This window comes from Microbacterium sp. CFBP9034 (assembly GCF_034045255.1).
Lineage (GTDB): Bacteria > Actinomycetota > Actinomycetes > Actinomycetales > Microbacteriaceae > Microbacterium.
This window is the reverse complement of the sequence record NZ_JAXCWC010000001.1, coordinates 2165711-2178644: the sequence shown is the minus strand read 5'-3', so window position 1 is coordinate 2178644 and position 12934 is coordinate 2165711. Positions and strand designations below refer to the sequence as shown.

The window sequence follows — 12934 nt, the reverse complement described above, 5'->3', positions numbered from 1 at the left end:
CCGTGTGTGTTCTCCGGGTTTTTTCGAGGGCGAATGCCGTGGGCCAGCCTACGCGGGCTGCAGGCCGATCGCGACATCGGTGGGGCGGACGGGGGCGGGCAGTTCGGTCTCCCCCATGAGGTAGCGGTCGACGCTCGCAGCGGCCGCACGGCCCTCTGCGATCGCCCACACGATGAGGGACTGACCGCGGCCGGCGTCGCCGGCTGCGAACACTCCGGGGGCGGTGGTCTGGTAGTCGTCCTCGCGGCGGACGTTGCCGCGGTCGGTGAACTGGGCGCCGAGCTGCTCCTCGAGGAGGGCGCGCTCGGGACCGGTGAAGCCCATCGCGATGAGGACGAGGTCGGCGGGGATCTCGCGCTCGGTGCCGCTCTTGGGCACCCGGCGGCCGTCGACGAACTCGGTCTCGGCGACGCGGAGCGCGCGCACCTCCCCCGCGCCGTTCCCCAGGAACTCGACCGTCGAGGCGAGGTAGGACCGCTCACCGCCCTCTTCGTGCGCCGAGGAGACCTCGAACACGAGCGGGGCCATCGGCCACGGCTGGTGGTCGGGACGCTCGCCCGGAGGACGCCGTCCGATCGCGAGATTCGTCACGCTCAGCGCGCCGTGCCGGTGGGCCGTGCCGATGCAGTCGGCTCCCGTGTCGCCGCCGCCGATGACGACGACGTGCTTGCCCTCCGCGGAGATCTGGTTGGGCACCGAGTCGCCGGCCGTGGCCTTGTTCGACTCGATCAGGTACTCCATGGCGAAGTGCACACCGGCCAGATCCCGGCCGGGGATCGCGAGCTCGCGAGGGAGGGTCGCCCCGGTGGCGACCACGACGGCGTCGTAGCGCGCGCGGAGGTCGTTCCAGGAGATGTCCTTGCCGATCTCGACGCCGGCGCGGAAGCGGGTGCCCTCGTCCTGCATCTGGCGGATGCGCGACTCGAGGTGCTTCTTCTCCATCTTGAAGTCCGGGATGCCGTAGCGCATGAGCCCGCCGATGCGGTCGTCGCGCTCGAACACGGCGACGGTGTGGCCGGCGCGGGTGAGCTGCTGAGCGGCGGCGAGGCCTGCGGGCCCGGAGCCGACGACGGCGACGGTCTTGCCGGTCAGGCGTCCGGGCGGCTCGGCCTCGACCCAGCCGTTCGCGAAGGCCTCGTCGATGATCGAGACTTCGATCTGCTTGATCGTCACCGGGGGCTGATTGATGCCGAGCACGCACGAGCTCTCGCACGGAGCCGGGCACAGGCGCCCCGTGAACTCCGGGAAGTTGTTCGTGGCGTGGAGGCGCTCGATCGCGGAGCGGCCCTCGCCGCGCCAGGTGAGGTCGTTCCACTCGGGGATGAGGTTGCCGAGCGGGCAGCCCTGGTGACAGAACGGCACGCCGCAGTCCATGCAGCGGCCGGCCTGACGGCGCAGGACCGCGGAGTCACCCGGCTCGTAGACCTCTTTCCAGTCCATGATGCGCACCGGCACCGGCCGCCGCGGGGGCAGCTCGCGCTCGGTGACCTTCAGAAAGCCTTTCGGGTCAGCCACCCGTCACCTCCAGGATGCGGTTCCAGACGACGTCGCCATCGGGGTCGAGCCCCTCCGCGACGGCGCTCTGGCGCGTCTCGAGCACCGCGGCGTAGTCGCGGGGCAGGACGCGGACGAAGTTGTCGAGCTCGGAGTCGAAGTCGGCCAGCAGTGCCGCCCCGAGCGTCGAGTCGGTTTCGGCGACGTGCTGCTCCAGCAGGTCGCGCAGGATCTCGGCGTCGCCGGATCCGAGCTCGCCGAGTTCGAGCTCGCCGGTCGCGAGAGCCTCGCGGTTCACGAGCTTGCGGTCGAGCTTGTAGATGTAGGCGGTGCCGCCGGACATCCCCGCGCCGAGATTGCGGCCGGTCGCGCCGAGGATCACCGCGAGCCCGCCGGTCATGTACTCGAGCGCGTGGTCTCCCACGCCTTCGACGACGGCGGTCGCGCCGGAGTTGCGGACGAAGAACCGCTCCCCCACGACTCCGCGGAGGAACAGCGTGCCCTGGGTGGCGCCGTAGCCGATGACGTTGCCGGCGATCACGTTCTTGGACGCGTCGAAGGTCGCCTGGCGCGGAGGTCGCACGACGATCTGTCCGCCCGACAGTCCCTTGCCCACGTAGTCGTTGGAGTCGCCCTCGAGCCGGAGCGTGATGCCGGCCGGCATGAACGCGCCGAACGACTGCCCGGCCGATCCGGTCAGGTTCACCACGATGCTCCCCGAAGGCAGCCCGTTCTCGCCGTGCGCCCGCGTGACGTGGTGGCCGAGCAGCGTGCCGACGGCGCGCTCCGTGTTGCGGATCGGCAGGTCGATCGTGATCTGCCCGCCGTTCGCGATGACGTCCTGGGCGCGCTCGATGAGTCCGACGTCGAAATGCTCGTCGAGCTCGTGCAGCTGGCTCGTGAGGTTGCGGCGCGGCTCGTCGTCGGCGAACGCCGGGCCCTCGAGCACCGGCGCCAGGTTCAGACCGCTCGCCTTCCAGTGCTCCACCGCGCCGTCGACGTCGAGCAGCTCGCTGCGGCCGATGGCCTCGTCGAGCGTGCGGAAGCCGAGCGCGGCAAGGTACTCGCGCACCTCCTGGGCGATGAACTCCATGAAGTTGACGACGAACTCCGGCTTGCCGTTGAAGCGCGCACGCAGCACGGGGTTCTGGGTCGCGACACCGACCGGGCAGGTGTCGAGGTGGCAGACCCGCATCATGATGCAGCCCGACACCACGAGCGGCGCGGTCGCGAACCCGAACTCCTCGGCGCCGAGCAGCGCGCCGATGACGACGTCGCGGCCGGTCTTGAGCTGCCCGTCCACCTGCACGACGACGCGGTCGCGCATGCCGTTGAGCATGAGCGTCTGCTGCGTCTCGGCGAGGCCGAGCTCCCACGGGGTGCCCGCGTGCTTGAGCGAATTGAGCGGGCTCGCGCCGGTACCGCCGTCGTGCCCCGAGACCAGGATGACGTCGGCCAGTGCCTTCGCCGTTCCCGCCGCGACGGCGCCGATCCCGGACTGGCTGACGAGCTTCACGTGCACTCGAGCGGTCGGGTTGGCCCGCTTGAGGTCGAAGATCAGCTGCTTGAGGTCTTCGATCGAGTAGATGTCGTGGTGCGGCGGCGGCGAGATGAGGCCGACGCCCGCGGTCGCGTGACGCGTGCGGGCGACCCAGGGATACACCTTGGTCGGCGGCAGCTGCCCGCCCTCGCCCGGTTTGGCGCCTTGCGCGAGCTTGATCTGGATGTCCTCGGCCTCGGTGAGGTAGAGGCTCGTCACGCCGAAGCGCCCGGAGGCCACCTGCTTGATCGCGCTGCGACGCTCGGGGTCGAGCAGACGGTCGACGTCCTCGCCGCCCTCGCCGGTGTTGGACTTTCCGCCCAGCCGGTTCATCGCGATCGCGAGCGTCTCGTGCGCCTCTTGGGAGATGGAGCCGTAGCTCATCGCCCCGGTCGAGAAGCGCTTCACGATCGACGACACCGGCTCGACCTCGTCGATGGGCAGCGGTGTGCGGCCCGCGGTCTTGAACGAGAAGAGCCCGCGGAGGGTCTTCAGCTCGCTCGCCTGGTCGTCGACGAGCTTGGTGTACTCGCGGAAGATGTCGTAGCGGCGCGTGCGGGTCGCATGCTGCAGCCGGAACACCGTGTCGGGGTTGAAGAGGTGGGGCGATCCGTCGCGGCGCCACTGGTACTCGCCGCCGGTCCAGAGGCGCTCGTGGGCGCGGACCGCGGCATCCTGCGGGTAGGCGTACGAGTGCCGCGCCGCGTTCTCCTCGGCGATGACGTCGAGTCCCACGCCGCCGAGCTTGGATTCGGTGCCGGTGAAGTACGACGAGATGAACTCGTCCGACAGGCCGATGGCCTCGAAGACCTGAGCGCCGGCGTAGGAGGACACCGTGGAGATGCCCATCTTGGACATGATCTTCAGCACGCCCTTGCCGAGCGCGTAGATCAGGTTCTTGACGGCCTTCTCCGGCGTGATGCCGGTGATGTACCCGGCGCGGACGAGGTACTCGACCGTCTCCATGGCGAGGTACGGATTGACGGCGGATGCCCCGTACCCGATGAGCGTGGCGACATGGTGCACCTCGCGCACATCGCCGGCCTCGACCACGAGACCGCACTTCATGCGCGTCTCCTTGCGGATGAGGTGGTGGTGCACGGCGGCGAGCATCAGCAGCGACGGGATCGGCGCGAGGTCCTTGTTGGAGTCGCGGTCGGACAGCACGATGAACTCGGCGCCGTCCTCGATGGCCTGGTCGACCTCGGCGCACATCTGCGCCAGTCGCTTCTGCATGCCCTTGTGGCCTGCCTCGACGCGGTACAGCCCGCGGATCGTGACGGAGGTGCGGCCGGGAAGGGCGGTGTCGATGTGCTGGATCTTCGCCAGCTCGTCGTTGTCGATGACGGGGAAGTCGAGCGTCACGACGCGCGTGTGCTCGGCGCCCCACTCGAGGAGGTTGCGCTCCGGGCCGAGCCCGAGCGACAGCGACGTGACGACCTCTTCGCGGATCGAGTCCAGCGGCGGGTTGGTGACCTGGGCGAACTGCTGCGTGAAGTAATCGAACAGCAGGCGCGGGCGCTCGCTGAGCACGGCGACGGGCGTGTCGCTGCCCATCGCACCGAGGGGCTCGGCGCCGTTCTGGCCCATCGGGGTGAGCAGGATCCGCACCTCCTCCTCGGTGTAGCCGAAGGTGCGCTGGCGGCGGGTGATCGACGCGATCGGGTGAACGATGTGCTCGCGCTCGGGCAGGTCGGCCAGGCGTACGCGGCCGTTGTCGAGCCACTCCTGCCATGGGGCGAGCTCGGCGAGCTGGGTCTTGATCTCGTCGTCCTCGACGATGCGCCGCTGCGCGGTGTCGACGAGGAACATGCGGCCGGGCCGAAGGCGCCCGCGGCGCTTGATGCGCTCGGGGGCGAAGTCCAGCACGCCCGTCTCGCTGCCGATGACGATGAGGCCGTCGGTGGTCTCGGTCCAGCGACCCGGGCGAAGGCCGTTGCGGTCGAGCGTGGCGCCGACCAGCGTGCCGTCCGTGAAGATGAGCGCGGCCGGGCCGTCCCAGGGCTCCATCTGCATGGAGTGGAACTCGTAGAACGAGCGCAGCTTGGGGTCGAGGTCGGCCTGCTTCTCGTACGCCTCGGGGACCATCATCATGATGGCGTGCGGCAGGCTGCGGCCCGTCAGCGTGAGCAGCTCCAGCACCTCGTCGAACGACGCCGAGTCGCTCGCACCCTTGGTGCAGATCGGCAGGAGCGGGCGGATGTCGCCGAGCAGCTCGGACTCGAGCTGGGACTGGCGCGCGCGCATCCAGTTGCGGTTGCCGTTGACGGTGTTGATCTCGCCGTTGTGGGCGAGCATCCGCAGCGGCTGCGCGAGCGGCCACGACGGGAAGGTGTTGGTGGAGTACCGCGAGTGCACGACCGCGAGCTCGGAGGCGAAGCGCTCGTCCTGCAGGTCGGGATAGAACGGCTCGAGCTGGAGCGTCGTGACCATGCCCTTGTAGCCGAGCGTGCGCGCCGACAGCGACACGAAGTACGCGTCGAACTCGGTGCGCGCGCGCTTGCGCAGGCGGAAGGTGCGACGGTCCAGCGCGATGCCGGACAGAGCGGGGGTGCCGCCGACGGCGGGGTGCGAGACGAACAGCTGCTCGAAGACCGGGCGCGCCGCGAACGCGAGCTTGCCGAGGTTCTCGTCGACGGTCGGAACCTCGCGCCAGCCGAGGACGGTCAGATTCTCGGACGCCGCGATCCGCTCGATCCCGTCCTTCTGGGCAGCACGCGCCTCGTCGTCGCGGGGCAGGAAGACCATTCCCGCCGCGTACTCCCCCACCGGGGGCAGGTCGAAGTCGACCACGGCCCGCAGGAACGCGTCGGGCATCTGCGTCAGGATGCCTGCGCCGTCGCCCGTGCCGGCGTCCGACCCGATCGCACCGCGGTGCTCGAGATTGCGCAGCGCCGTCAGCGCCAGATCGATGATGTCGTGCCCGGCCTCGCCACGCAGGGTGGCGACCATCGCCAGTCCGCAGGCGTCCTTCTCGAAGGCAGGGTTGTACATCCCCTGCTTCTCGGGGAAGCCCGACAGGCCGCGCTGTCCAGGGGTGTTCGCCTCGGGGGAGGCGACGTGACGGGGGCTCGAAGCCATACCGACCGTCCTCACGTTGATGCTCAAAATGGGACGACGTCGGCCCGTGCTCCTCGGAGCGTGCGTTACTTCGTGGCAGGAGTGCTTGTGGCGCTGGCCTCCTCGACTGCGGACGTCGGGGGTTCGGTGACGTCGACGAAGTCGTCGGTGTTCTGAGATTGTACCGTGCCTTCGGGGTGCCACTCGCGGCCGGGCACGTACGGCGACGGCTCGTACCCGGGATGACGCCGCTTCTGCACGAAGAAGATCACGAGACCGAGGATCACGCCGAGGATGGCGGCCCAGACGTTGGTGCGCAGGCCGAGGATGATCTCGCTCGGGTCGATGCGGATCGACTCCCAGACGATGCGCCCGCTGCTGTACCAGACGAGGTACAGGGCGAAGAGGCGGCCCCACTGCAGGCGGAACTTGTGACCGACCCACAGCAGCACGATCACGCCGAGGCCGTTCCAGAGCACTTCGTAGAGGAAGGTCGGGTGGAACAGCGTGCCCTCGGGCAGGCCGACGGGCCACGCGGCGTTCGGATAGTCGATCTCGAGGCCCCACGGCGCATCCGTGGGAAGGCCGTAGAGCTCCTGGTTGAACCAGTTCCCGAACCGGCCGATCGCCTGGGCGAGCAGAAGTCCCGGGGCGAGGGCGTCCGCGAACGTCCAGAACCGGATGCCGGTCCACCGGCAGCCGAGCCACGCACCGAACGCGCCCGCGATGAGCGCGCCGTAGATCGCGATGCCGCCCTCCCAGATGAACAGCGCCGAGAGCGGGTTGGCACCCTCGCCGAAGTAGAAGTCCCAGTGGGTGAGGACGTGGTAGAACCGCGCGCCGATGATGGCGATCGGCACCGCGAGCAGCGCGATGTCGATGACGACCCACGGCTCGGCGCCTCGCTTGGTGAGACGGTGGTTCGTCAGCAGCACCGCGAGGACGATGCCCGCGATGATGCACAGCGCGTAGAAGTGGATCGTGAGCGGGCCGAGCTGGAACGAGCTGACCGACGGGCTCGGGATGCTGGCGACCACACTCTGCGTGAGGGTCTGTGCAGCGTTGATCATGGGCGATCGATTCCTTGCTGATGGGGGCGCCGGCGGCGGGCCGACCTGAGAAGTCTAATTCGCGACGCGCACGGTGCCATCGGCGAGGGCGCGGGTCGCCGCGGCGAGCCCGTCGAGCCCGCCGTCGCGCAGGGCGCGGACGAGGGCGGTGCCGACGATGGCGCCGTCGGCGTAGTCGAGCACGCTCGAGACCTGGTCGGCGTTCGAGATCCCGATCCCGACGCAGGCGTGTTCGGCGCCGCGCTCGCGCAGGCGGCCGACGAGGGTGCGGGCGGCGGCATCCAGCTGCGCCCTCTCGCCCGTGATGCCCATCGTCGAGACCGTGTAGATGAAGCCCGTCGAGTTGGCGACGATCAGGTCCAGGCGCTCGTCGGTGGAGGTCGGGGCGGCGAGGAAGACGCGGTCGAGACCCGTGCGCTCGCTCGCCGCGAGCCACTCGGCCGCGGACTCGGGCGTGATGTCGGGGGTGATGAGTCCGGCGCCGCCGGCCGCGGCGAGATCGTCGGCATATCGGTCGACCCCGTACTGCAGCACCGGATTCCAGTACGTCATCACGAGCACCGGCACGTCGACACGACGGGTGATCTCGGCGACGGCCGTGAAGGTGTCGCGCAGCCGGAACCCGCCCGCGAGGGCGGCCTGAGTCGCCTCCTGGATGACGGTGCCGTCCATGACGGGATCCGAGTACGGCGGGCCGAGCTCGAGGACGTCGGCGCCGTTCTCGGCGAGGGTCACCGCCGCGTCGATGCTCGTCTGCAGGTCGGGGAAGCCGAGCGGGAGGTAGCCGATGAGCGCACCGCGCCCGGCGGCGTGCGCGGACTCGATCGCCGCGGCGACGCGAGAGGTCACAGCTTCGTCCCCTCGCCCTTGGCCTCCGCCGCCGGAGGGGCGGGCGCCACGGGCGCCGCTGCGGCAGCGGCGTCGTCGTAGAGCGCGAAATAGCGGGCCGCGGTGTCCATGTCCTTGTCGCCGCGCCCCGACAGGCACACCGCGAGGATCGCGTCGGGTCCGAGCTCGCGGCCGATGCGCAGCGCGCCGGCCAGGGCGTGCGCCGACTCGATCGCGGGGATGATCCCCTCGGTCTCCGAGAGGAGTCGCAGCGCCTGCATCGCCTCGTCGTCGGTCGCGGGAATGTACTCCGCGCGGCCGATCGATGCGAGCCAGGCGTGCTCCGGCCCGACGCCGGGATAGTCCAGCCCGGCCGAGATCGAGTGCGACTCGATCGTCTGGCCGTCCTCGTCCTGCAGCACGAAGGTCTTCGCGCCGTGCAGTACGCCGGGGCGGCCGCGCTCGATCGACGCGGCGTGACGGGGCGTGTCGACGCCGTCGCCGGCCGCCTCGACCCCGTACAGCCTCACGCCCTCGTCGTCGAGGAAGGCGTCGAACATGCCGATCGCGTTCGAGCCTCCGCCGACGCACGCGATGACGGCATCCGGCAGCCGGCCCGCCTCATCGAGCAGCTGGGCGCGCGCCTCTTCGCTGATGACCTTCTGGAAGTCGCGCACCATGGCAGGGAACGGATGCGGGCCCGCCGCGGTGCCGAAGATGTAGTTCGTGGTCTCGACTGTCGCGACCCAGTCGCGGTACGCGTCGTTGATCGCGTCCTTCAGGGTGCGCGACCCGGTCGTGACGGGCACGACCTCGGCGCCGAGCAGGCGCATACGGGCGACGTTGAGCGCTTGTCGCTCGGTGTCGACCTCGCCCATGTAGATCGTGCAGTCGAGGCCGAACAGCGCCGCCGCGGTGGCGGTCGCGACGCCGTGCTGGCCGGCGCCGGTCTCGGCGATGACACGCGTCTTGCCGAGCCGCTGGGTGAGCAGCGCCTGGCCCAGGACGTTGTTGATCTTGTGCGAGCCCGTGTGGTTGAGGTCCTCGCGCTTGAGGAACACCCGCGCGCCGCCGGCGTGAGCGGCGAAGCGCTCGACCTCGGTGATCGGCGACGGACGGCCGGCGTAGGAGTGCAGCAGTCGCACGAACTCGGCTTGGAACGCCGGGTCGGCCTTGGCAGCCTCGTACTCGGCGGTGAGCTCATCGATGGCAGCGATGAGCGACTCGGGCATGTAGCGCCCGCCGAATTCTCCGAAGAAGGGGCCGGATGCCTCGCGAAGACTCATGCGCCGGCCTCCAGGAACGCGTGCAGGGTGGACACCGGGTCGTTCGTCACGAGGGCCTCGCCCACCAGCACCACGTCGGCGCCGGCAGCGCGGTAGTGCGCGACGTCGGCGGGGGCGAGGACAGCGGACTCCGCGATCTTGATCGCGTCGGCCGGGATGCGGTCCGCGAGCCGGCCGAACAGGTCGCGGTCGAGCTCGAAGGTGGAGAGGTTGCGGGCGTTGACCCCGATGAGGCGAGCCCCGAGCTGGGCGGCGCGCTCGACCTCGTCGGCGGAATGCGTCTCGACCAGCGGCGTCATCCCGAGTTCGAGGACCAGCGCGTGGAGCCGGGCGAGCACATCCTGCTCGAGGGCGGCGACGATGAGCAGCACGAGGTCGGCGCCCGACGCGCGGGCCTCGAGCACCTGGTACTCCATGGCGATGAAGTCCTTGCGCAGGACCGGAAGCCCGACGGCGCCCTTCACGGCCTCGAGGTCGGCGAGGCTGCCCTTGAACCTGCGGCCCTCGGTGAGGACGGAGATCGCCGAGGCGCCGCCCTCCTCGTACCGCCGCGCCTGGAGCGCGGGGTCGGGGATGTCGGCGAGGTCGCCGCGCGACGGGCTCGCGCGCTTCACCTCGGCGATGATCTTGACGCGATCGGCGGGGGCGAGGACGGTCAGGGCGTCGCGCGCGGGAGCCTGGGCCAGAGCGGCTGACTCGACGGCCGCGAGGGGCCGCTCCGAGGCGCGGGCCTCGGCATCCTGAACCGCGCCGGCCGTGAGGTCGGCGAGCACGTCAGTGCTCTTTCGAGGCGTACTTCGGACCGTTGGCGCCGTAGCCGGCCTTGGCCATCGCCCAGCCGACGATCGCGCCGACGAGGAGCAGTCCGGCCGACGCCCAGACGAGCACCGGCATGTCGAACCAGTAGAAGAACGTGCCGAGGGTGACCGCCACGAGCATGATCACGACCGCCGTCCAGGCGGCGGGCGAGTGTCCGTGGCCGGGGTCGCCGATGTGGTTGCTCATGGTTCTCCTCCAGTGTTGGCGCGGATGTCGTCAGTCTAGCGGGCGGTCAGTGGGATCATCGCCACGCGAGAGGTCGTCCCACGAGTCGATCGCGTCGGGCGGTCGTGACCCCGCAGCGTGGGCCGTGGTCGCCGTCTCGTCGGTGCGATAGCGGCGATCGCCGGCCTTCCATCGCGCGGCGGTCACGACCGCGAACACCCCGGCGGCCAGCAGCACGATCCAGGCGACGAGGGTCACCACGGGCCAGGCGGTCGCCGTGATGGACGCCACGAGGGCAGCGACCGCCGCCTCGCCGGTGATGCCCGTGGCCTCTGTCACCGTGGCCGCCACCGCCGTCGTGGGGTGGCTGAAGGCGACCTGGGCGGTGAGCCAGGCGAGCAGCGCCCCGATGACCGCGGTGAGCGCGCCGAAGACGTACCGCAGCACGAGGCCGACGATCGACAGCGCACCGCCGAGCGCGAGGACGGCGAGACTGAGGGGTGCCAGCACCGGGATGGCTGAGGCGCCGGGAACGGCGAGCCCTCGCTCCGCGCCGTCGTCCAGCACGACGGTGAGCCACGTCTGCGTCGACGAGATCACCCCGATCGCGCCGCAGGCCACGATCAGGACCACCGCGAGCAGCCGGGCGCGACGGATCACGCGGGGCGCTCCGGCCCGGCGACGGGGTCGAGGTCGTCCGCGTCGAAGCAGGTGCGCGTGCCGGTGTGGCAGGCGGGGCCCACCTGATCGACCTCGAGCAGGATGGCGTCGCCGTCGCAGTCGAGGCGTGCGCCGCGCACGAGCTGGATGTGCCCGGACGTGTCGCCCTTGCGCCAGTACTCCTGGCGCGAGCGCGACCAGAACGTGACCCGGCCGGTGGTGAGCGTGCGTCGGAGGGCTTCGGCATCCATCCACCCGAGCATCAGGACCTCGCGCGTGTCCCACTGCTGGACGATGGCCGCGACCAGGCCGTCCGGGTTGAACGCCACCCGATCGATGCGGTCCTGCACCGTCTCGCTCACGCGCGCACCTCCCGCACCGCGATGCCGTCCGCGGTCATCGCCCTCTTCACATCGCCGACGGTGAGCTGGCCGGAGTGGAAGACGGATGCCGCGAGCACGGCGTTGGCGCCCGCCTCGATGGCGGGACCGAAGTCCTCGGCCCGCCCGGCGCCGCCGGAGGCGATGACGGGGACGCTCGAGACCTCGCGCATCAGGGCCACCAGCTCCAGATCGAACCCCTCGCGCGTGCCGTCGGCGTCGATGGAGTTCACGAGGAGCTCGCCCGCGCCCCGTTCGATCGCCTCGCGCGCCCACTCGAGCGCGTCGAGCGTGGTCTCGGTGCGACCGCCGTGGGTCGTCACGACGAAACCCGACTCGGTCGTCGGCGCCCGCTTCACATCGAGCGATAGCACGAGCACCTGGGCCCCGAAGCGATCGGCGATCTCGTCGAGCAGGTCGGGTCGCGCGATCGCGGCGGAGTTGACGCCGATCTTGTCCGCGCCGACCGCCAGGAGCCGTGCCACATCGTCGGTGGAGCGCACTCCCCCGCCCACCGTCAGAGGGATGAAGACCTCCTCGGCGGTGCGGCGCACGACGTCGTAGGTCGTGGCGCGCTCGTCGACGGTCGCGGTGACATCGAGGAACGTCAGCTCGTCGGCGCCCTGACGGAAGTACTCCCGGGCGAGTTCGACGGGATCGCCCATGTCGCGGAGATTGTCGAAGTTGACCCCTTTGACGACGCGTCCGGCGGCGACGTCGAGACACGGGATGACGCGGCAGACGAGGCTCATCACAGCCTCGCGTTGTGGATCGCCGTCACGAGGATCGCGCGCGCGCCGAGCGCATAGAGCGCGTCCATCACCTGGTTGGCGTCCTTGCGCGGGCTCATGACCCGCACGGCCACCCACTCCGGGTCGCGCAGGGGCGAGATGGTGGGCGACTCGATGCCGGGAGCGAGCTTGGCCGCCTCGTCGACGAGCCTGGCCGGCAGGTCGTAATCGATGAGCACGTAGCGGCGGGCGACCATGACGCCGCGCAGGCGCCGCAGCAGCGTCTCGGTGCCCTCGGCCTCGGTGGGCCCGCTGATCAGCACGGCGTCCGACTCGAGGATCACCGGGCCGAAGATCTCCAGACCGGCCTGGCGCAGCGTCGTTCCGGTCGAGACGACGTCGGCGACGGCATCCGCCACTCCCAGGCGCACGGCCGACTCCACGGCGCCATCGAGAGGCACCAGGTCGACGGCGACGCCGTGGTCGTCGAGGAACCCGTCCACGAGCCCCGGATAGGCCGTGGCGACGCGCATCCCCTCGAGGTCCGTCACGTCGGCGAACCGGCCAGGGGGGCCCGCGAAGCGGAACGTGGAGCCGCCGAAGCCGAGGGCCTCGATCTCGCGGGCGCCCGGCATCCGCGCGTCGAGCAGCAGGTCGCGGCCGGTGATGCCGACGTCGAGGGCGCCGGACCCGACGTACGTCGCGATGTCCTTCGGGCGGAGGTAGAAGAACTCGACCTCGTTCTGAGGGTCGATGACGTGCAGGTCCTTCGGGTCGCGTCGACCGGTGTAGCCCGCCTCGTGGAGCATCTCGGAGGCGGTCTCGGCGAGCGAGCCCTTGTTCGGCACGGCGATTCGCAGCATGGCAGCGGGGCTTTCGGTTCGAGGGAGGAGGAAGGGGG

General features: G+C 70.5%; 11 protein-coding genes. All 11 read right to left on the bottom strand.

Annotated elements, in window-relative coordinates:
* Positions 1-48: 48 nt before the first annotated feature.
* Positions 49-1515: a glutamate synthase subunit beta gene (locus tag SOM19_RS09990; RefSeq protein WP_320486363.1), complete on the bottom strand. Its 1467-nt coding sequence runs from the start codon at positions 1513-1515 to the stop codon at positions 49-51.
* Positions 1508-6115, bottom strand: coding sequence for a glutamate synthase large subunit (gene gltB / locus SOM19_RS09985; RefSeq protein ID WP_414683639.1), 4608 nt, complete (start codon positions 6113-6115; stop codon positions 1508-1510). Before gltB ends, SOM19_RS09990 begins: the two co-directional genes overlap by 8 nt.
* A 65-nt stretch (positions 6116-6180) precedes the next feature.
* Entirely contained in the window at positions 6181-7164 is a 984-nt protein-coding gene (gene lgt / locus SOM19_RS09980; RefSeq protein WP_320486362.1) for a prolipoprotein diacylglyceryl transferase, read from the bottom strand.
* A gap of 54 nt (positions 7165-7218) precedes the next feature.
* Positions 7219-8013, bottom strand: a complete 795-nt coding sequence (gene trpA / locus SOM19_RS09975; protein ID WP_320486361.1) for a tryptophan synthase subunit alpha — start codon at positions 8011-8013, stop codon at positions 7219-7221.
* Positions 8010-9278 carry a tryptophan synthase subunit beta gene (gene trpB / locus SOM19_RS09970; RefSeq protein WP_320486360.1) on the bottom strand — a complete coding sequence of 423 codons (1269 nt, stop codon included), beginning with the start codon at positions 9276-9278 and terminating at the stop codon, positions 8010-8012. The genes trpA and trpB overlap by 4 nt, the downstream gene beginning before the upstream one ends.
* Positions 9275-10051 carry an indole-3-glycerol phosphate synthase TrpC gene (gene trpC / locus SOM19_RS09965; protein ID WP_320486359.1) on the bottom strand — a complete coding sequence of 259 codons (777 nt, stop codon included), beginning with the start codon at positions 10049-10051 and terminating at the stop codon, positions 9275-9277. The genes trpB and trpC overlap by 4 nt, the downstream gene beginning before the upstream one ends.
* Before the next feature lies 1 nt (position 10052).
* Positions 10053-10283: a DUF6704 family protein gene (locus SOM19_RS09960; protein ID WP_320486358.1), complete on the bottom strand. Its 231-nt coding sequence runs from the start codon at positions 10281-10283 to the stop codon at positions 10053-10055.
* A 30-nt stretch (positions 10284-10313) separates the two neighbouring features.
* On the bottom strand, positions 10314-10922 hold the full coding sequence (locus SOM19_RS09955) for a Trp biosynthesis-associated membrane protein (RefSeq protein ID WP_320486357.1): 609 nt from the start codon (positions 10920-10922) through the stop codon (positions 10314-10316).
* Positions 10919-11284: a phosphoribosyl-AMP cyclohydrolase gene (gene hisI / locus SOM19_RS09950; protein WP_320486356.1), complete on the bottom strand. Its 366-nt coding sequence runs from the start codon at positions 11282-11284 to the stop codon at positions 10919-10921. Before hisI ends, SOM19_RS09955 begins: the two co-directional genes overlap by 4 nt.
* Positions 11281-12054, bottom strand: coding sequence for an imidazole glycerol phosphate synthase subunit HisF (gene hisF / locus SOM19_RS09945; RefSeq protein ID WP_320486355.1), 774 nt, complete (start codon positions 12052-12054; stop codon positions 11281-11283). Before hisF ends, hisI begins: the two co-directional genes overlap by 4 nt.
* Complete coding sequence (gene hisG / locus SOM19_RS09940; RefSeq protein WP_320486354.1) at positions 12054-12896, bottom strand: ATP phosphoribosyltransferase; 843 nt, start codon at positions 12894-12896, stop codon at positions 12054-12056. The genes hisF and hisG overlap by 1 nt, the downstream gene beginning before the upstream one ends.
* Between the last annotated feature and the right edge of the window lie 38 nt (positions 12897-12934).

Excerpts from the sequence above, each read along its gene's own strand:
- hisF (WP_320486355.1), bottom strand. The coding sequence starts at position 12,054 with ATGAGCCTCGTCTGCCGCGTCATCCCGTGTCTCGACGTCGCCGCCGGA.
- trpB (WP_320486360.1), bottom strand. The coding sequence starts at position 9,278 with ATGAGTCTTCGCGAGGCATCCGGCCCCTTCTTCGGAGAATTCGGCGGG.
- lgt (WP_320486362.1), bottom strand. The coding sequence starts at position 7,164 with ATGATCAACGCTGCACAGACCCTCACGCAGAGTGTGGTCGCCAGCATC.
- gltB (WP_414683639.1), bottom strand. The coding sequence starts at position 6,115 with ATGGCTTCGAGCCCCCGTCACGTCGCCTCCCCCGAGGCGAACACCCCT.
- hisG (WP_320486354.1), bottom strand. The coding sequence starts at position 12,896 with ATGCTGCGAATCGCCGTGCCGAACAAGGGCTCGCTCGCCGAGACCGCC.
- SOM19_RS09960 (WP_320486358.1), bottom strand. The coding sequence starts at position 10,283 with ATGAGCAACCACATCGGCGACCCCGGCCACGGACACTCGCCCGCCGCC.